This is a genomic window from Flavivirga sp. 57AJ16 (assembly GCF_028736925.1).
Lineage (GTDB): Bacteria > Bacteroidota > Bacteroidia > Flavobacteriales > Flavobacteriaceae > Flavivirga.
In genome coordinates this window covers 324,679-344,991 of the sequence record NZ_JAQZAT010000002.1, presented here as the reverse complement: position 1 = coordinate 344,991, position 20,313 = coordinate 324,679, and the positions used below count along the sequence as shown (strand labels likewise).

14 protein-coding genes and 2 pseudogenes are annotated in these 20,313 nt (G+C 33.9%); 7 read left to right on the top strand and 9 right to left on the bottom strand.

Going from position 1 to position 20,313, the window contains the following annotated elements:
• The first annotated feature begins 133 nt into the window (after positions 1–133).
• Positions 134–4,087: a hybrid sensor histidine kinase/response regulator transcription factor gene (locus PQO00_RS03780; protein WP_274183500.1), complete on the top strand. Its 3,954-nt coding sequence runs from the start codon at positions 134–136 to the stop codon at positions 4,085–4,087.
• Positions 4,088–4,476: 389 nt separating this feature from the next.
• On the top strand, positions 4,477–6,111 hold the full coding sequence (locus PQO00_RS03775) for a hypothetical protein (RefSeq protein ID WP_274183499.1): 1,635 nt from the start codon (positions 4,477–4,479) through the stop codon (positions 6,109–6,111).
• 95 nt (positions 6,112–6,206) lie between these two features.
• Here the strand turns inward: PQO00_RS03775 and PQO00_RS03770 are convergent, their stop codons facing one another.
• Complete coding sequence (locus tag PQO00_RS03770) at positions 6,207–6,341, bottom strand: transposase (RefSeq protein WP_274183498.1); 135 nt, start codon at positions 6,339–6,341, stop codon at positions 6,207–6,209.
• A gap of 315 nt (positions 6,342–6,656) precedes the next feature.
• Between PQO00_RS03770 and PQO00_RS03765 the strand changes: the two genes are divergently transcribed.
• Positions 6,657–7,094: a hypothetical protein gene (locus PQO00_RS03765; protein ID WP_274183497.1), complete on the top strand. Its 438-nt coding sequence runs from the start codon at positions 6,657–6,659 to the stop codon at positions 7,092–7,094.
• A gap of 109 nt (positions 7,095–7,203) precedes the next feature.
• Entirely contained in the window at positions 7,204–7,836 is a 633-nt protein-coding gene (locus PQO00_RS03760; protein ID WP_274183496.1) for a LysE family translocator, read from the top strand.
• A 176-nt stretch (positions 7,837–8,012) separates the two neighbouring features.
• Here PQO00_RS03760 and PQO00_RS03755 read toward each other — a convergent pair whose 3' ends face one another.
• The gene (locus tag PQO00_RS03755) at positions 8,013–8,216 is read right to left on the bottom strand and encodes a hypothetical protein (protein ID WP_274183495.1); all 204 of its coding nucleotides are present in this window, start codon (positions 8,214–8,216) and stop codon (positions 8,013–8,015) included.
• Between the two features lie 780 nt (positions 8,217–8,996).
• Positions 8,997–9,170 carry a hypothetical protein gene (locus tag PQO00_RS03750; RefSeq protein ID WP_274183494.1) on the bottom strand — a complete coding sequence of 58 codons (174 nt, stop codon included), beginning with the start codon at positions 9,168–9,170 and terminating at the stop codon, positions 8,997–8,999.
• 342 nt (positions 9,171–9,512) lie between these two features.
• Here PQO00_RS03750 and PQO00_RS03745 point away from each other — a divergent pair, with 342 nt between their 5' ends.
• A complete protein-coding gene (locus tag PQO00_RS03745; protein ID WP_274183493.1) occupies positions 9,513–10,229 on the top strand; it encodes an SGNH/GDSL hydrolase family protein in 717 nt (238 codons plus the stop codon).
• A 513-nt stretch (positions 10,230–10,742) separates the two neighbouring features.
• On the opposite strand, the gene PQO00_RS03740 is transcribed toward PQO00_RS03745, so the two are convergent.
• From PQO00_RS03740 to PQO00_RS03730, 3 genes are all read right to left on the bottom strand, one after another.
• Positions 10,743–11,732 carry a hypothetical protein gene (locus PQO00_RS03740; RefSeq protein ID WP_274183492.1) on the bottom strand — a complete coding sequence of 330 codons (990 nt, stop codon included), beginning with the start codon at positions 11,730–11,732 and terminating at the stop codon, positions 10,743–10,745.
• Positions 11,710–12,756, bottom strand: coding sequence for a cytochrome-c peroxidase (locus tag PQO00_RS03735; RefSeq protein ID WP_274183491.1), 1,047 nt, complete (start codon positions 12,754–12,756; stop codon positions 11,710–11,712). The genes PQO00_RS03740 and PQO00_RS03735 overlap by 23 nt, the downstream gene beginning before the upstream one ends.
• A 64-nt stretch (positions 12,757–12,820) precedes the next feature.
• Positions 12,821–13,615 carry an MbnP family protein gene (locus PQO00_RS03730; protein ID WP_274183490.1) on the bottom strand — a complete coding sequence of 265 codons (795 nt, stop codon included), beginning with the start codon at positions 13,613–13,615 and terminating at the stop codon, positions 12,821–12,823.
• A gap of 833 nt (positions 13,616–14,448) precedes the next feature.
• Here PQO00_RS03730 and PQO00_RS03725 point away from each other — a divergent pair.
• Positions 14,449–14,738: pseudogene (locus PQO00_RS03725) on the top strand (IS1595 family transposase); the annotation flags it as partial.
• Positions 14,739–14,796: 58 nt separating this feature from the next.
• Positions 14,797–15,243, top strand: a pseudogene (locus PQO00_RS20375) (RagB/SusD family nutrient uptake outer membrane protein); the annotation flags it as partial.
• A gap of 346 nt (positions 15,244–15,589) precedes the next feature.
• Here PQO00_RS20375 and PQO00_RS03720 read toward each other — a convergent pair.
• The 3 genes from PQO00_RS03720 to PQO00_RS03710 all read right to left on the bottom strand — a co-directional run bounded on the left by PQO00_RS03720 (position 15,590) and on the right by PQO00_RS03710 (position 20,309).
• A complete protein-coding gene (locus tag PQO00_RS03720) occupies positions 15,590–17,875 on the bottom strand; it encodes a Gldg family protein (protein ID WP_274183489.1) in 2,286 nt (761 codons plus the stop codon).
• A gap of 28 nt (positions 17,876–17,903) precedes the next feature.
• A complete protein-coding gene (locus PQO00_RS03715) occupies positions 17,904–18,833 on the bottom strand; it encodes an ABC transporter ATP-binding protein (RefSeq protein ID WP_274183488.1) in 930 nt (309 codons plus the stop codon).
• An 84-nt stretch (positions 18,834–18,917) separates the two neighbouring features.
• Positions 18,918–20,309: a RagB/SusD family nutrient uptake outer membrane protein gene (locus PQO00_RS03710; RefSeq protein ID WP_274183487.1), complete on the bottom strand. Its 1,392-nt coding sequence runs from the start codon at positions 20,307–20,309 to the stop codon at positions 18,918–18,920.
• Between the last annotated feature and the right edge of the window lie 4 nt (positions 20,310–20,313).

Sequence of the window (20,313 nt, the reverse complement as noted above, 5' to 3'; positions counted from 1 at the left end):
TTCGTGTCATTAAATTAGTTAAATCATTCAAGCCCTCAATTTGTATTGTTAAAAACCTACATTTGACACGAATTGTAAAAAAATGAAAGAATTTATATGGTATTAATTCTTAAATTTAAATAAATAAAGAATCATGACGAGATATACACTGCTTTTTTTAATTTTCTTACAATTTAGTGTTGTTCAATCTCAAGAATACTACTTTAGACACTATAAAGTAGAAAACGGATTATCCCATAATACAATACTTTGCTCTTTACAAGATTCCAAAGGCTTTTTGTGGTTTGGGACAAAGGATGGTCTAAATAGGTTTGATGGTTATACTTTTAAGTATTACAAGCAAGATATTGCTAATCCAAAAAGTTTGGGCAGTAATTTTGTTGAATGTATTTTAGAGTTTAATGATATGCTATGGTTGGGAACCGACAATGGGCTATATAAATACAATCGTATTGATGAAAGCTTCGAGCTAATAGAAAGCTCCAATGGTCTATCAATCTTAGATATAGAAAGTGATAATCATGGAAATATATGGTTCGTTGCAGGAATAACGGTTTTTAAATACAATATAAAGAGCAAGAAGAGTAAATCTTATTCAAATAACCTCGTTACGGCTCAAGAAATAACCAAAACACCAGAGGGTAACATATGGGTTGCCATACATAATTATATATATGAATACAAAAGAGAAACCGATTCTTTTGTACAAAAGGAAATTAGTTTAAAAACGGATAATAACCAATATGCACTTATTAGCAAAATTTATGCTATTAGTGAACATGAAATAGCTTTAGGAACTCAAAACAATGGGACCATAATATATAATACCCAAAAAAATGAATTAAAAAAACTAGCCATAAAAACCGAAAAGCAATTGTACGTCAGAGATTTTCTAAAAAAAGAAAATGATTTATTAATTGCAACAGAATCTGGGCTCTGGATTTACAATTTAAAAGATGGATCTGTTAAGAATTTAAAAAAGAACTACAATGATCCTTTTTCTTTATCCGATAATGCGGTCTATTGCTTAACCCTAGACAAAGAAGAGGGCATATGGGCTGGAACTTATTTTGGAGGCATTAATTACTTTCCTAAACAATATACCCCTTTTAAAAAATACATTCCAAAACTTGGCGAAAACTCAATAAGCGGTAATGCCGTAAGGGAAATTGAATCAGATCAATTAGGTAATTTATGGATAGGTACGGAAGATGCCGGTCTAAACAAACTTAATATAAAAACTGGAGAGTTCACTAATTATCTGCCTGATAAAAGTATACATTCCATTTCGCACGACAATATACATGGTCTTTTAATTAAGGACCATAAAATTTGGGTCGGGACTTTTGAGCATGGTCTTGACATCATGGATATTAAAACGGGACTTGTTAATGAACATTATAGTACCTCAACCAAAGGTAACCTGCGCAGTAATTTTATTTATGCTTTCTATAAAGATAAAAATGAAGACATTTACGCCATAACAACTTCAGGGATTCAATTATTTAATAACGAACAAAAGGAGTTTATTAAATTCAAAGGGTTTCCTGAAGGTTATTTTTACACATCTTTACTTGAAGACAGCAAAGGTAGGTTTTGGGCAGGCACCTATTGGGAAGGGCTTTACTTTTTTGATCCTAAAAGCAAAAGAGCAAAGGTTTTTAGGTATGACAAAGAAAATCTCAAAACTATTAGCAGCAATGCCATTAACGGTATTTTTGAAGATAGCAATAATAACGTATGGATTACTACAGAAAATGGTTTAAATAAGTATAATGCCCAAAAACAATTATTTAAACACTATACCACAAAAGAAGGCCTTCCAAGCAATGTAACCTACTCAATACTGGAGGACCACAGACATTATCTTTGGATTACCACATCTAAGGGCTTAGTGGAGTTTAATCCAAAAACAGAAGAAATAAACACCTATACAAAAGCAAACGGATTATTAAGTGACCAATTTAACTATCATTCAGCTTATAAAGCAGAAGACGGAACTATGTATTTTGGTAGCGTTGATGGCATGATTAGCTTCAACCCAATGGAGTTTGGTAAAAACGAATTTAAGCCTCAAATTTTTATAACCAAGATAAGCATTAATAATAAGGAGGTTTCCATTGGCAATAAAAAATCAGACATTCCTAAATCTGTTACTTCACTAGAGGAGATCACCCTTAACCCTAAAGATCTTTCAATAACTATTGATTTTGCGGCTCTTAGCTTTAATGCTCCAAAAATGACAGAGTACTGGTATAAATTGGAAGGGTTAAACGAAGGTTGGGTGTTTTTGGACAAAAATCACAGCGTTTCTTTTACTGGATTACCTTCTGGCGATTATAATTTTCATATAAAATCAAGAAATAGTAATGGCGTTTGGAGCTACGAATCAACCAATTTGAAAATCAATGTGCTACCACCTTGGTGGAAAAGCAACTTGGCTTATGCGGTATACTTCATTGTTTTTTTATTAGTTGTTTATTTATTATTATGGTTCTATCATTCTAGAACAAAGGCAAAAAATGACCGTTTAATTGTTGAATTAAACAGACAGAAAGAAAAGGAACTTTATAATTCTAAGATTGAGTTTTTTACCAATATTTCTCATGAAATAAGAACCCCTTTAACTTTAATTAAGAGTCCACTGGAAAAAATCCTTAAAAATACAGATCACGATGAGGATCTTTTAAACAATCTTTCAATAATGGGTAAAAATACAGATCGATTATTGAATTTAGTAAACCAGCTTTTAGATTTTAGAAAAGCAGAATTAAAAGGAACCAATCTTAACTTCATAAAGGTTAATATTTCTGAATTGATAAGAGACATCTATACCAGGTTTACACCTGTAGTAAGCAGTAGGAATATTGACTTCGTTCTAGATTTAGGCCCTACAAATATTTATGCTTATGTGGACCTTGAGGCGTTGAAAAAAATACTTAGCAATCTATTTAACAATGCCATTAAATATGCCGAAGGAAAGATTTTATTATCATTATCTAGTGATGAAGAATTTTTAGAACTAAAAATTAAAAATGATGGTAAAATTATTCCTGACCATTTAAAACATGAAATCTTTCAACCATATTTTATGGTTCCTGAGGTTGATTATGAAAATAAATCTAGTACAGGAATAGGCCTTTCATTAGCGCATTCTTTAGTCGAACTTCATAAAGGAAGTTTAAAATTGGAACTAAGTGATCCCAATTTTAACACATTTGCTCTCAACCTGCCAATTCATCAAGAAAACGAATTTAATTTGTTCGAAACAACTCAAGTAAGAGAGGAAGAATTAAATGAAGACAATATCATAGAGATTGAAGAAGATGAAAAATCAAAAATATTATTAGTTGAAGATAACCAAGATTTATTGGATTTTCTGGCAAACGATCTAACAAATAAATATCATGTAATCAAATCCATAAACGCAAATAAAGCCCTTGAAAAACTGAGTACCGAAAATATTCAATTAATTATCAGTGATGTTATGATGCCCGGAATGAATGGATTTGAATTATGTAAAGAGGTGAAAACCAACATAGAGACAAGTCATATTCCAATAATACTCCTTACGGCAAAAAATACGCTTACAGCAAAAATAGAAGGGTTAGAGTCAGGAGCCGATGCGTATATAGAAAAACCTTTTTCAATAGAGCATTTAAAGGCTCAAATTAATAACTTATTATTAAATAGAAAAACTCTTATAGAGCATTATTCGAGTTCCCCATTGGCCCACGTAAAAAGTATTGCCCACACTAAAACTGACGAGGTATTTATAAAAAAATTAGATGAAGCTATCTATGCAAACATTTCAGATGGCACCTTAAACGTTGAAAGGTTAGCAGAATTAATGAATATGAGCAAATCCACCCTGTATCGAAAGATAAAAAATTTATCCAACCTCAGTCCGAATGAACTTATAAATATTACTAGATTAAAAAAAGCAGCAGAATATTTAAGAACGGGTGATTATAAAATTTATGAGATCGCATACATGGTGGGCTATAATTCTCAAATAAGCCTTCTTAGAAATTTTCAGAAACAGTTTAATATGACCCCTAGTGATTATATTAATGCAGAAAATTAAAAAGTTCGGCTAATATCCTATTTAAAATATAGGAAGCAGGCAATGCCTTAATAACAAAAGAGATATAGGAAGTACTACCAAATATAAATGAAGAACACTCCTATAATTATAACTACAGGTCGTTAGCTCCTTTTATTTGATAAAGGCATATCTTATTTATTTTTTATAGAGTAATTACAATTACTTTATTTAATAACCTTCGGTTATTATTATTTCATGCTATGTTCATCCTGAAAATAGCCCTAAAACCTATATCCAAAGGGCATATCACAGCATAGAAAACGGAAATATTGATCTGGTGAACGTCTTTTAAGCCCAGATTACGAATGTGCAATTGTTCTTTACTATTCTTCACTTTTTAAGCTATTTTTAAACTTTAATTGGTAGTTTTGAGACAGGTTGTCATTATGCTTAATGCTGATATATTTATAAATTCAATTACGAGTAAAAAAAACATGAAAATATTGAATAAAATCTTTCTCTCCATAATTCTAATCATTACTGTAAATCATGTCTCCATTTGTCAAACTTCTCCAGAAAAGATAAACTTTGTTAGACAAGGGGTACAAAGAATGATATTTGACGAAAATCAAGCAATTCCATTGGCGAGCCTAGAACCTAATACAATTATTGGATTATCCTCAATGCACCCAGTAAAGAATTATTCTGACGAACATTCCAATATTGACATCCGTGATGGAAATCTTATCATTCAATCTAAAAAAGAAACCCAATCAGAAATATGGTTTGGCGGTTTTAACCCATTTGCAACCTATTCAATCGATCTACATTCTTGCGCTGGAAATGGAGAGATCGGTTTTAAATTTTCAAATACCAACGAAAAGGAACAGTTTTTTATTAAAATCGGATATAATGATTCTATTATCACTGGAGTAAAACTCAAAGTGATTAATAACTCTAAGGTTATTGTGGATAAATCAATTGCAGTTGACCTTGATAAAGAAGTAAATACTAAAGGTAAAATCATTCTCCAAATGTTGGGCAGTGGACTTACTTTGTATTTACAAGATAAAGGACTACCAAAAGTTATTGGTCAAAGTGATTTTAATACCTATATCGATTTGCGAAAAAAAGAACATATATATTCTTTCCAATCGCACCTCTTTATACATCTTAATGATGGGGAAGTTCAAATTAAAAAGGTTGAAATGGCGCTCACCACTGGCGTTGGATTGGCTGATATTAGGGCCATTACCTATGAAAACAACGATCCAATGCTTGACCAAGGACGATTATGGTATACCATGTCGATTCGCGGACGTGCCTTGCCTCATCATATTCAAGGTGTATTTAGCATGAATCCAACAGGATTTGACCTCAAACTTGAAGGAATCATATTGTTTGACCGTAATGATGGTTTACTCAGAAATGAGATTGCTTCACATCTTTTTTATGACAGAAAACAAGATATCTGGCGTGGATTAACAACAGGATTTAGCGCATATGCCAATCCTAAAAGTGAGAAAAAACAATTGCTCGCTATTGAAAGTAAAAGGGATCCTCGATTTGGGTTCTCTATAATGAATGCCGTTCCATTTGGTATGGTCGGGGACATTGAAGACCCACATATTTTGTTTGATTCAGAAGCTAATAAATGGCGAATGCTTGCTTGTGAAAACAACAATGGTAGTTACAAAGCTATTGTATTAGAATCGAATGATTGGAATAAAAACTATAAAAAGGTTCATGGACCTGTCGAGCACAATTCAACAGGGACCTCTATTCAAAAAATAGGAGGAAAATTGTATTGTTTTTCAGGTAGTAGTGAAAGAAAGATCTTTATATATTCCTATCCAGACCTTAAGGAAGTAGGATCTTTAATGATGGATTTACCTCCCTGGGATGAAACATCTGGCACAAGAGTATGGCCAAATATTGTCCAACTGCCAGATGGCTATCCATTTCGCTATGTAGCCCTAATGATGGACAGATTTAATTATCCAGGCCTGAACGGTTCTAATTGGTCTTATGGGGCTCTGTACCTTTATCATGGCTACGATTAATGACATGATGGGTGGTAGTATCTACACTAAGCAGGCTCATGTGATTGAGCTTGCGTGCCTTGCCCGGTTTCACACTGATTCGGGCATCGGGCGTCCTAACGCAAGTTGCTATGCTGGTTCAATTGCCTTTCGCTGATGATATTTTCTAAATAACCAACCAAACACAATTTAAAGAGCACCACGGGGTCGATACTCTTTTGTCCTCTTGAGCCATAATAGTGTGCGGTCAACCCATACAGGAAATCCAGATCTAGAGCCTCCTTTAATCGCCGATAAAAATTCTCCTCGGGAATATGCTCACTGTGCTGAAATTATGCAAATAACTTTTCTTGGTAATCTTTCTTGCCTTGCATAGAACTAAATACGAATTTTCTCTATCTTTAACAAGTCTTTGTGCAACAGGCACAATGTGTAAAAATAATTGCTTGGTTCTAGCCAACTTGGAAAATCCTGCGGTTTTTTAGTTTGGTGTGTACTTGATAAGCTAAGTGCTAAACCACGCAACTACTCATAGCCGAGATTGTTGTACAGTACAAAAATTTCAAATGGACATAATAATTATCAAGAAAGAAATAGAAAGAGTAATGCTTGAAGTTGCTAATCAAAATGAGAAACCAGATGTTATAATGGTATATATTGACACTTCTTATGATGATGAATCGAACATAGTTCCTTTCTTAAATGTATTTGGCAATAAAACCCTTGATAATGAGGATTTTGATGAAGCAATTAAGACTGCTTCGAAACAGCAAGATGAAGGCTTTATGTGGGATGTTTTAGATGAATTTTACAGTTCTACGTTTGACATAAATCTTTCTGTTTTCTACCCCCAATGGCCAAATAACTTTGAGGATAGCGACAAAAAAGTGGTGACTTTTATAAAAAATTTACTTAGTAAAGAAATGCAAAGGTTTGAGCATATTCGAAAACTGTATTTCTTCCATGTAGACTCTTTTAAATTCACAAAAATCATAGATAAATAGTATATATAATACTCAAAAAACACCTTATAACACAAAATAAAAAGCATTAAAACGACTTTTATTTGAGCCGTTGTGGTGCAAAAAAAAGCCAAGAACTAAAAGCAGAAATATGATACCAATTAACGATTTATTACTATTTGGGTTAGCGGCATTGATCATGGTACTTTCTCCTGGACCGAATATGATTTATTTAATCTCAAGGTCGTTGTCTCAAGGGAAAAAAGCTGGAATTATCTCTCTTTTGGGAGTCATGTGCGGATTTTTATTCCATATACTTATGGTATCTTTTGGTCTTACTGCAATATTTTTTGCTGTCCCTTATGCCTTTATAGCGATTAAATTTCTTGGAGTTGGTTACTTATTATATTTAGCTTATAATACTGTTAAATCTAAAAACAAAATTTTTGACGCTGACCAAAACCTGAAATCGGACAAACCTCTTAAACTCTTTAACATTGGACTTTTGACAAATATCCTAAATCCAAAAATGGCAGTATTTTATCTTTCATTTTTTCCTCAATTTATAAAACCTGAATATGGTTCTATCTTAGGTCAAAGTTTTCAACTCGGAATTATACAAATAATAATAAGTTTTTCAGTTAATCTTTTGATTGTTATATCGGCTGCTAAAATGGCAAGTTGGTTCTCGAAAAAGCCAATTTGGTTAAGAATACAGAAGTGGTTTATGGCTTCAGTATTAACTGGGCTTGCTGTAAAAATGGCATTGGCAAAAGCGAAATAAAAAACCGTTGTACAATAACTAAGCATATGGCGTGCCGATAGGCCAACGCTATATGCCTTGAACACCGTATCCTATGAAAAGCACTAACCTAGTTCTTCAATGTTAATATTTATTTTTTTAAATATCTCATATTAATGGTTTTTGGATATTGAAACATTGGTAGTTCCTTAGAATTATCAATACTTCAATACCACATATAACTTGCTCCGCATCTTATTTGTATTCAACTCATAATGGTCATCACCTGCATCTGTATGATTATAAGCTATAATTACCCCAGGAGTCTCTGTTTTTATTACGGCCAAGGTTCTACTAAGTAGCTTTGCTACTTTTATGATGATGCTCTTCATTTTCTTTCCAACTTCGTTTGTATATGTCAATTCCCATGTATAATTTAACGTGAGTTCGATGCAAGAATAATATTATCAATCTGATTATCAATAATTTAACCTTAGCTGTCAGGTTGAGCACTTCGGTAAACTCAGCACAGGCTCTGTCGAAACCCATTTAAATAACGGTTTTAATGTCCTTTCGACTTTAGTTTATCTTGAGCGCCCGCCTGCCGGACGGGCAGGAAGACGAAAGGCTCAAGGCGACAAATAGCATTATTAGTGAATTTATTGTTAAAAACTCCCTTGCCTGCCTGTCGGCAGACAGGCTTTAAATCGAACTCACGTTAATTTAGTGGAGGCAGTAATTAGAGTGTTCTTATCTTATTGTTTTGGTGAACTTTAAAGGTACTCGACTTACTGCTTTTTCATGGATGAAAAAATTAATTGCTGAGGTCTTGTCTACTCCTAAAATCCTATGGGTTTTCCTTTATTTCGTTCCAATTTTAGTAAGTTAGTTGTTTGCATACGCAACTATCCTTACACCAAACGTAGACTAAGTCAAAATCTAGTGTAAAGCATGCGACTTTAACTTTGTAAACTATGTACCTTAACGGGCATTTATAACGAACCGAATAATTAATTTATAACTGAATGATAATGAATAAAATTTTAAGAATATTATTAATATAGCTAAGTCGATATAAAATGGCATAGAATATTTAGATATAAAAAAATGAAGTTCTAGATAAAAAGCGCAGGCATAGCTTAGTTACGGCGAGTATTTTTAACGAAGAAATTCGGTTTTTTACTCTGAAGGTTCATGTTATTTTATATGGATTTAGCTATATGGTTGCCTTCAGTGGTAATTACATTGTTTTTTATCCCAAACGCATTGGATAAAATTCTTAACTCAAACCAAACAGATAAAATAGTAGCTAATAGCAGTATAATGATTGCCACTGGAATATTTCTTCTAGTATCAACAGCAATGTTCTTGTACAATAAAACAATACTTATCGGTACAACTCTTTTTAGCTCTTTATATGACTTTTATAGTGTTTATTCATATGTACAAAGGAAAACCCTATGAAGTAGCGATTTTAATTGTAACAACAACAATATTAGCTTCTTACGTTAGAAAACCTCAATTATTTCACCAGAAACAAAAATTATAGGTTTATGAATATTAGGTCTAAATTAGTAAATGATGAACTAAATAAATTCGGAAAACACTAACTTTAACTCCTTAACCGAGGGTTATAAGAGACCGTTTTGCATAAATTTGGCCTGTTTTAAAAACGGCTGTACTAAAATAAAATATCGATTATTATGAATTATACTATTATGAAAAAAAGCATTGTTTGTTTGGTTGTTCAATTTTTTGTCTTCTCTAATAGTGTTTTTTCCCAAAATGAACTTGAGACATTATCACTAAAGGAATCTTTCAATTACGGAAAGTCAGTAGCTGTTTTTGGTGGCTCTGTTTCGGTCATACCAGCAAGTGATAGCGCAAAAATCTTGTGGGAAGAATATTTGGGAATGACCATTACAAATTATGGCGTTCCAGGCGCAGGGTTTTCTTCATTGCAGGGAAAGTCTCTTCAATTGCAAGTTGATGAAGCTGGTGTGTTCGACATTTATATTTTGTGGGCATCAACAAATGATTATACAAATGACAGGAAGATTGGCGAATATACCGATTATACCGAATTTGATGGTTACGATGAGTCAAAACTAACGACTCAAGCAGGTGGAATAAATTATTGTATAAAAAAGATCTATGAGATAAACCCCAATGCCACGATTTACTTTTTTACATCAAGTAAGGCGTTTGTTGACAGAGGCGCATATGATCCTTTTCATGAACAAGGGATGGTTCAGTATGTTGAAATACAAAAAATGATTTGTGAACTTCACGGCATTCCGTTTCTTGATCAGTTTACTTTAGGTGGCTATAATATATTCAATAAGGATCTATATTATAGTGACCCTATTCATATGAATGCATTGGGCTACAAAAAATTAGGCAAATTACAAGTGTCATTTTTAGCTTTTCCATAGCTAAATACTTAGATTAATACAACGGGCCTATCGAAAGAGCATTTTCCAGTTTCTAACATATTTACTTCTGGAATAGTCTTATTCGCAGATCAAGTACTAAGTATCTGCAAGTAGAACAAACAAAACGTGTATACCTTAATGGAGACAGCTTTGTATCGGGAAAAAGCGAATACTACCCTATTCCCCTTGAAGCTATAAATACATCCAGAGATGTTTTAAAACAAAATCCTGGATATTAATATCATATCTTGAGTTTATTTTTTATTAAAAGAGGCTGTCTGAAAAGTGTCATTCAGAATATTACCGAGAAACAAAAAATATTTTGTTTAGAAGGTAGCAGCGAAGCTGTGATGAATCTCTTAAAAACATAATATATTGTTTTACTAAACTATAAGATTCTTCACTATAGCCTGTACTGAGCAAATTATATTACTTTTCAGACTGCCTCTTTCTTTTACAACGTTTTAATTATTTACAAAGAATTAATAAAATTCAAGCTTTTTAAAAACCTGTCTATAAAGCATAATTTATATATAAAGAAAACCTGTTTTTAGATTCTACATTTCCACCAAACAAATCTTGATTTACTGGTAAAGTATAATTAATACCTAAAATACACTTTGAAAAGGCAAACTCTGTACCTAAAGTTGCGTTTGTTATGCTTCCGTCTGTATCATTAAGAGTTTCTCCATATTGCGTAATCTTGTTGTAAATATCCCCTGACAAGCCAACAAAAGGCATAATATTTACTTTCTCTCTCGGAAAAGCTGTGTAAAAATTAGCTGAATAACTAAATTGATTTCCAAATTGATAATCGTTTTTGTTTTCTCCTTTTACATAATATGTCATAACCGTATTAATACCTAACTTGTTAGATCCATAATTATATCCTAACGAGAAAATACCATCTACACTACCTGTCCCTATTTGAAAACCTGGGTTAACATTATCTGCTAAAGACTCTTCAAACTTTCCTGTGGGCAGTTTAATACCAACACCAAATTGTAATGCGTGTCCTGATGCTGCCCTACCCATATTTACCATTGCAGAATCTTTTTGTTTCTTATAGAGCCTTAACTTGTACCAACCTATTAAATTACTATCGCCTATTCCGTTAATCTGCTCATTAGAATTATCTATTTTTCTACTTAAATCTTGATAAGGTAAGCTTACATTAATATAAAGAGCATTACTAATAGGAATTTGCGCCCATAATTGATAGGTATTAAAAGTTTCTTTACTTATGGGTGAATTTTCAAAAATCCCCTTTTTTGATTCAAATTTTTGATAGATGTATCTCAAACCAATAAAATTGGCGTTACCAAGTGTACCAAAACCAAAACTACCACTACTAGTTGAACAACTACATAAATCACAATCAAAACTAAAATATTCATGCTCGTTAAATGGTGGATCTATATTTCTTGCCTGAGTAATATATGGCAATAAAACAAGTATTATAAGTAATACTCCTATCTTTTTAATATTCTGAAAATCTTTCATCTGTTAAAAATTCGTTATCTGTTAAAGTTTTTAAAAAGGCTATAATACTTTCCTTCTCATATTCGTTTAGCGTAATTCCATAGGTATTATCATTTCTTAACAATGTAGGGTCTACATTTCCATTATTAACAAGTCCTGAGTCATAAAAATTTAAAACCGCTTCAAGAGTTGCAAACCTACCGTCGTGCATGTAAGGAAACGATTTTTCTACATTACGCAAACTTGGAACTTTAAACTTATATTTATCATTTGGATTTTCAAAGATGCTGTAACGCCCTTCATCGTTAAGTTTTGGATTTATTGACAAACCATTATTTCTATAACTTTGGTCTGTAAATAAATCTGTTGCATGACAAGAAGCACATTTATTTTGAAATGTTTCAAAACCGTCCAATTCTATTTGAGTAAGCATAACATTATCCTCTTCTCTAACATATTTATCGTATTTAGAATTTGAAGACACCAGCATTAACATAAATTGAGACAATGCTTTTAGCATATTTTCACTATTAATTTCACCATCTTCAAACGCTTTCTTAAACTGTTCTTGATAATAAATATCTAAACTTAACTTATCTATTACATTGGTTAAAGTTTCCCCCATTTCTAATTCACTAGTTAAGGGAATAATAGGTTGAAAATCCAAATGTGATGCAGCACCATCCCACATAAATTCTGATTGATATGCTAAATTTTGAAGTGGTTGTGCATTTCTTGTTCCTATTCCGCCATTAACCCCATGACTTACAGTATGGCCATGGTGTGTAAATGCAAAGGCCTGCTCATGGCAAAATGCACACGGAATGGCCCCGTTTGCAGATAATTTCCCATCGTAAAACAACCTCTTTCCCAACTCAAAACCTGCTTCTGTAACTAAGTTATTATCTAAATTATAAACAATATCCGGAAAATTCGATGGTTGCTCTACCTCTAGGGGAATTGGTACATAATTTTCTTGTATTTCTGATTTAGCACATCCTAACCAAAACATTAATGCTGATGCTAAAAGGAATATTTTTTTCATTGCAAAACATGATTAATCAATCTATTGGATAATGTTTAATTATCCAATAGATCTTATTTAATTCTTAATCATTGTGAACATGATGCACCATAAACATGTCCATCGCATTATTTGCAATAACACCTGTTGTAGTTTCGTCTACATGAACCTGGCTGTAACCTTCATCAAAACTAACCGATGTAGTACCATCAAATAATTTTGCAATATCGGCTTTAACATGAAGTTCGGGGGTTTTGTCTTCCCTCACAATAGCCATGTTCGGCAAACTTAAAGTTACTTCACGGTAATTATCTACAGCTGTACCTACACTTCCCATATGAATATTTAAAGCTTCATCTGTAACCGTGTCAGAGGAATATGTTCCGTCTAAGCGTGTAAACCTAAAGCCTGTTGCCCAACTCCACATCATTCCTTCTTCTTCAGCTTTAGCAAGAAAATCTCCTTGACCATCTGCTCCCAGAGCATAACGATCTTGATCTATTCCTATACCAAAAGTAATTTCGGTATAATTTGCAGCTGCTATATCATTTAGTGTCACCCATATCTCTCCTGCGTTATTTCCATCAGCTTCATCAATTATAAAAACATTTTTTTCTGATGGGTACATAAATGTATCCCCATTGTTGTCCTTAATTCTAATATTACTAATCAAGTATTTTAATGTTTCTAATTTATATGATTCTCCACTTGACGTGTTATAGGATGTACCAAAAATAAAATCTTGGTCATCAACACCATTATCAAATTTAATTATTATGTTTCCTAATTTCCCTGTTAAGTTCTCCGTATCATCATCAGAAGAGCAAGATGAAATTGTTGCGCATAGCAGTAGCGCAAATGTAAATTTTATGATTTTCATTTGTTTTTTTATATGTGAATATATAGCCTATACTAAAAAACAGGCTATGCATTAAAATTGTATTTTTTTGATTGAGAGTGTTTAACTCACTTTTATATAAGAAGTGATCTAAACTTTTTTGATTAAAGCTAAAAATAGCTCGTTTTTATTCATTTTGAAACCTTTTTTACACTTCATAGCAGCGTTACGAAGTAATAAAAAGACGAAAAAAGGGTGAAAAGGAGCATTCCTGCCTGCCGGCGAGGCAGGTTGCAGCCAATTGAAAAAAGTTTAAATCATCTCTAAATATAAATTATATTTTTTGGAGGCTTAAAGCAATAATTCTCAAAATTGTAAGTGTAATTCTGAGAATAGGAACTATTTATTTTTTTATTGTGCTTTGAGGTTAACTCAATTAAATTGTAAGTTGCATTTTTTTGATAAAAGACCAACGAAAAAAAATCATTAAAAAAATTTAAAGATTTTTTTTCATTTTGCTTATTGGTTTCAGATTGAAGTTGCTTTGCTAAATGACATTTACCGTTACATTTTAACTCGACCTTTTCTTTATTTACACAATAATTCTCTATTATAAAATCTATATTTAATTGATAATAAGCCAAATAACTTAAATCATATACAGGTTTTGCTATTAGAATGAGTAGCAGAATTATAGAGAATACTTTTTTCAATGTGTTAATAATCTTGCTACAAAGTTACTGAAAATTAATATATTATTTTTGATGAAATAATAAAAGGTTTTGTTCAAAACTTGATATTATCATAAAATAATATGATTAAACGGAATTGCACCAGTTATTAATATCTCGTATCTTGTTTTCAAATCTAAAAGTATAAATATTTTAAATTTTATAGAAGAATTTCCAGATGAATCATCCTGCCATGAGCATATGGTAAAAGCTCGAAATTATGAAGGTGTAGTTTGTAAGAAGTGTAGCTGTAAGAAGCATTATGGCTCAAGGGCAAATGGGCTTGGCAATGTTCGTCCTGTAATTTCAGAACCGCTCTTGGTAGCGGTACTATGATGGAAAATTCTAACCTTCCCATACGCACTTGGTATCAGGCGATGGCATTTATGTCTTTCTCCAAAAAAGGACTTTCTGCCCTTGGATTGCAAAGGCAACCAAACCACTCAAGATATTAAACGGTTGGTCGCTCATGCATAAAATTCAAGCCTCAATACCCCTTTAATAAGATATTCAGATGTATTATTATGGAAAGCAGAAATTCATGATGAAAAAGGTGAGCTAGATTTAACAAGAGATATTGTAAATCAAATAAGAAGACGTGCTGCAAACCCAGATGGGTTTGTAAAAAATCCTGATGGCATTAATGCAGCCAACTATGTTATTGGAGAATATGTTTCATTCCCAGATATTGATGATGGCATTAAAGCGGTTCGATTTGAACGCCGATTAGAATTAGCATCAGAAGGGCATAGATTTTTTGATCTAGTCCGTTGGAATATCGCAGATCAAGTACTAAATGAGTATCTGCAAGTTGAACACACAAAACGTGTTTACCTTAATGGAGCCAGCTTTGTATCGGGAAAAAGCGAATACTACCCTATTCCCCTTGAAGCCATAAATACATCCAGAGATGTTTTAAAACAAAATCCTGGATATTAATATCATATCTTGAGTTTATTTTTTATTAAAAGAGGGTGTCTAAAAAGTAAGTTCGATGTCATATTGAGCTTGTCGAAATATTTTTAACTTACTGATAATCAATATCGGTTTCGACAGGCTCAACCCGACAAATCAAATTATAAAGACTTTTTAGACACCCTCTTTCTTTTACAACGCTTTAATTACTTGTTAAGAACACCGCACGTTACCAAACCAAAAGCAATACCGAGGAATGGGTGGAGATGGTTTTGGAGGATTTGGTTGCTTACCGACTGGGTTCTGCTAAAATTGAATAAGAAATATATTGCTCTGCCAAAGCTCTAAAAAACTTTGGCAGCGCGACACTTTATTTCTTTTTACGTCTCAACAATATAAATATTGAAGTGGCGACCAAAAATATCGGAACCATCCAAACCAACACTACATTTATAAATTTTATTTGAGATTTACTAACGGTAAGCTTTTTATCCGGAGGTGTTTCCCGATTCACATTGATAGGAAATTCACCATCGCTAAACCAATTAAATAAAGCCGTAAACAATTTAAAGTTCTGTTGGGGTATATTGCTCCGGGTAAGTTCGCCATTACTAAATACATCGGCATCAGACATTACCACAATTTTTTGAGTTCTATCCTTTATAAAACGCGTCATCCCTACAGCTGTGGTTTTATGATCTGGGGTCAGTTCCGGCAAAGCTTCAAAATCGATGGTTTCTGTATTTAGTGGCACGGAATCAATGGTTTTTAAATTGGTTGCTTTAGATTGTAATAAGGGAAAGGTCTTAAAAGCAGGATTAGTCACTTTTAAATCGGTAAGCCTGGTCATGGTAAAGATAGTATCCTCTTTTACTAAATCTGAGAAAGTTTCGGATAATGCGGAAGTATTTTCAGTAAGTTTGGTTTTCAAAACAAAAGGCGACACATCTTTGGAGTCGGTTATTAAAAAATTTTTATGAATGGTAACGCCCAAAGTATCCAATAAGGGTTTTAAACGGATACTGTTTTCTGGCTCGGTTAGCACCAACAAATTTTTACCACTTTGGTAATAAGCTATAATCGCTTCCATATCGGCATCACTGTAACTATCAATAGGATCTGCAATTACCAAAATACTAATATTATCCTTATTAATTGCATTCGGCATTACTTCCTTAACCCGGAATCCCTGATTGATCAATGCATAACGGAACCCCTTTTGAATGGTCGGCAACGCATAATGTTTATCACCTATTTTATTAAGGGAACGCTCGTTATATCCTGTTAAAAAGCCAACTTCAGGGTTGGTCACTAACAGGCTTTTAAATGCAGCAGTGATTTCCTGTTCCATCGGAAATTTTATCTGATCTTGAAAAACCCTTAAATAGATTGCGGAGTCACCTACTTTTATTTCCCTAATAAAAGTATAATTTTCAGATTCCAGATCTTTAATGGCTTTCATTTTATTAGGTGACAGGAACATATCAAAATCCAGATCTTGGGTTTCGGCAATCTTTTTTGCCAGTTCTCTATCATTCAATCCCGGATTTCGCTTATAAATGGTATTAGAAGGACCTTTATCGTAATAATACACATATTTCATGTCTATTTGAGGTAAGAATCGGGTGTATTGTTTGAATCGGGAAAAATCGGCATTCCGTTGATCCGGCAAACCGCTATAATAATTAAAAAAGTCTAGAATATTAACATAGGTTGTAATAGTAATGGGCTTACCTTGTAACTGCTTCACCACTTTCTGGGAATTGGGCGTAAGAGTTTGTGTGTTAGTTTCGGTAGCGTCTATATAGCCAATAAACTGTGGTTTAGAAATAATATAGCCCAGTAGTAATAACACTGTAACCAGCAAGGCATACTGTCCGGACTTTATAGGTAAGGTATTGGATTCTGTACTGTGTTTTAATTTGAGATAGGTAAGACCTAAAAACAAGGTGATGACGATGATGAAATACAGGATATCTTTGGTGGTAATCAATCCTAGGATAAACTCGTCAGCTCTGCCTGAAATGGACAGAAAATAGGTAATATCACTCACAAATCGAATGTCTTGCCATATTTGCCCCACATAATTCAAAACACCCAATGTTAATAACGTGCTAATAGCTGCCACCACTTGATAGGAGGTTAAACTGGACATAAAAATGCCAATGGATGCATAAGCGCAAATCACAAGAAAAAGCCCAAGCATACCAGAGAGCACCAATCCCCAATCCATGTTCAATATCCAAAAATTAGCAATAACCACAAAAAGCAGTAACATAAACATCATTAGAAAACCATATATAACCATGGCCGAAAATTTGCCCATAACAATTTGTAATATCTTAACTGGAGAAGATAATAATAACTTAATAGTACCTTGGCTATACTCCCTACTTAAGAGTCCCATGGTTAAAAGGGGGATAAATAAATATAAATTCTGTTGAATGCTTCTAAAAAGCCCCCAATCCTGTACAAAAATAATTTGTGTTAAATTAGTGTACTGTCTTCCTAAAAACTCTCCCTTGCTATAGACTTCAAACAACTCATTAAACTTCACACCTATTTGTATAAAAAATACGGTTAGAATTAACCAGGCCACAGGAGAATAAAACCATAGGTTAAGGTCGAGTTTTGCTATTTTAAATATTCGCTTCATTGTATTTATGTTGTTTATTTTTAATGCTTTAAGATTGTTTAACGGAGAGTTGGGCAAAGATTTCTTCCAGAGACACTTTTTCTTTAACGACTTCCTGAACCCCCCAACCTTTGGAAACACTAGTAGCAACGATTTGCTCGATGCGGTCGGCGTCTTTCGTGTCAATATCTAGTCTATAAAAATGATGTGGTAGGGTTTCTACTTTTGAAATGCCTTCCAGATTTGATAAAGCTTCTATATTAGGAAGTTTAGTCAATTGTATTAACAAGGTGTTGGACTGGATATAATTGTTAAAGGACGCCATGGTACCACTAAACACCATCCTCCCGTGGTCTATCATCCGAATCTCGTCACAGGTGGCCTGAACTTCAGGGAGGATGTGGGTAGACAGAATAACGGCGCGTTCTTGCGCGATGGACTTCATCAGTTTTCGTACTTCCAGGATTTGGTTGGGATCCAGACCATTGGTTGGTTCGTCCAACACCACTATTTTGGGGTTGTGGATAATAGCCTGAGCAATACCAACACGCTGACGATACCCTCCGGACAGGTTTTTAATGAGACGTTTACTAAAATGACTAATACCGCATTTATGCTTAGCCACTTCCACGGCTTCGGCAATCTTCTCATGGGAAATTAATCTTAAATTAGCGGTGTAGATCAAATACTCATCGACAGTCAAGTCGTGGTACAAAGGGGCATTTTGTGGTAAAAACCCAATAAGTTTTTTGGCTTCCTGACGGTTGGTTTGCATATCCACACCATCAATAAACACTTTTCCTTCTGTTTGGTTCAACACCCCACACATGATATTCATGGTAGTTGACTTACCGGCACCGTTGGAACCTAAAAGGCCAAGAATACCATGGGTTTTGATTTCAAAATTAATGTCTTTTATAGCCCAGGATTTAGAATATCGATGCGATAATCCCTGAACCTTTATTATAGACTCACTCATATACTAAGGGTTTAGATATTAGATTACCCGGGGATTGGAAATATGAATCCCCGGATAGATCCTAATGATTATATGTTTAACAGATTAGTTATTGTAGCCCGTGGTCTGTTCTAAATTTGGGTTTTTCTCCAAAATGGCATTGGGAATGGGCAACTTTGTTGTAAACAATTTAAAATTGGGTTTAATAGCAGATAGCACAGTGGTAGCACGGTCTGTGCGGATTAAATCAAACCAACGGTTGGCATTCTCAAACATGAGTTCGTGACGACGCTCGGTATAAACTACATTTAAGACTTCCGTTTTTGTAGAAGCGATTAACGGCGTGCTAATACCGGCCCGTAATCGTATGGTTTCCAAATCATCTACAGCAGCTTCCAAAGAGGCAGGAGTATCGAGATTGGCATTAGCTTCAGACCTTATAAGATACAATTCTGCCAATCGGAACAGGATTAAAAATTCTGTTCTGTTAGCATCTGCATTGCGCAAACGGTATTTGTATGGAAAGTAAACACTTGTATTGGTGTTTAAATCGGTGCCTTCTCCAATCCATACATCCAGTCTTTGGTCTTCTGCCTCAAAGGAATTCACTAAGGTGGGGCGTAATCTGTAAAACACGTTGGTAACATCAAAAGGCACGTAGGAAGCAGTGATATTTACATAATTATTCTCGTTCCAAAACTGCCAAAGCGTTTCTGTGCTCCCCGCAGTAAATACATCCAATAAATCCGGTTCCAGTTCATATTCTGGGGCACTGATAACCTGAGTCGCATAACTTTCGGCAGAACTCCATTCTTCCTGATACAGGTATACTTTGGCCAGCAGGGTTTTGACAACGTGGCTGTTGATCCTGAATTTGCCGGTTTCGGGATAGGTATTGTCTAAATACGTGAGGGCATCCAATAAGTCCTGTTCTATGTTTTCGTAAACAAATGCCTCGGTATCTCTGGGTTGTAAACCGCTAATGTAAGGATCAGTTTCGGTTATATAGGGAACATCGCCATAAAAGTTAACGAGTAAAAAGTAGCTGTAAGCTCTTAAAAAAAAGGTTTCTCCCAACACCTGATTCACCACATCAGTCGATAGCTTGGGACTAGGGTTTTCCAAATTCTTTAAAATGGCATTCGCACTGTAAATGGCATTGTACAAATAGCTAAAATAACCGTAATCGGTAGCATCGCTATACGAATTTTCTTGTGCTTCTTGCGTACTGCCACCGGCATTGGTAACAATCAGCTCATCGGCAAATAAGACCGGATAAATTTCTATTAAAGAAGCCCCGTTTGCAAGTCTTCCATATACGGAACGCAAGGCACTTACTAGACTTTCATTATTTTCGAATACTTGTTCTTCTGATATCTTATCAACAGGAAATTGGGTGTCCACAAATTCTTCACAAGACACTGCTAACAAAGCAAGTAAACATAGGATAAGCACATTTCTTACGGAAAGTACTGCGATGTGTTTTATATATTGCATGATA

Bases quoted from the DNA above. Each gene is read 5' to 3' on its own strand.
- PQO00_RS03780 (WP_274183500.1), top strand. From the start codon at position 134: ATGACGAGATATACACTGCTTTTTTTAATTTTCTTACAATTTAGTGTT.
- PQO00_RS03765 (WP_274183497.1), top strand. From the start codon at position 6,657: ATGGACATAATAATTATCAAGAAAGAAATAGAAAGAGTAATGCTTGAA.
- PQO00_RS03760 (WP_274183496.1), top strand. From the start codon at position 7,204: ATGATACCAATTAACGATTTATTACTATTTGGGTTAGCGGCATTGATC.
- PQO00_RS03745 (WP_274183493.1), top strand. From the start codon at position 9,513: ATGAAAAAAAGCATTGTTTGTTTGGTTGTTCAATTTTTTGTCTTCTCT.
- PQO00_RS03740 (WP_274183492.1), bottom strand. From the start codon at position 11,732: ATGAAAGATTTTCAGAATATTAAAAAGATAGGAGTATTACTTATAATA.
- PQO00_RS03735 (WP_274183491.1), bottom strand. From the start codon at position 12,756: ATGAAAAAAATATTCCTTTTAGCATCAGCATTAATGTTTTGGTTAGGA.
- PQO00_RS03730 (WP_274183490.1), bottom strand. From the start codon at position 13,615: ATGAAAATCATAAAATTTACATTTGCGCTACTGCTATGCGCAACAATT.
- PQO00_RS03720 (WP_274183489.1), bottom strand. From the start codon at position 17,875: ATGAAGCGAATATTTAAAATAGCAAAACTCGACCTTAACCTATGGTTT.
- PQO00_RS03715 (WP_274183488.1), bottom strand. From the start codon at position 18,833: ATGAGTGAGTCTATAATAAAGGTTCAGGGATTATCGCATCGATATTCT.
- PQO00_RS03710 (WP_274183487.1), bottom strand. From the start codon at position 20,309: ATGCAATATATAAAACACATCGCAGTACTTTCCGTAAGAAATGTGCTT.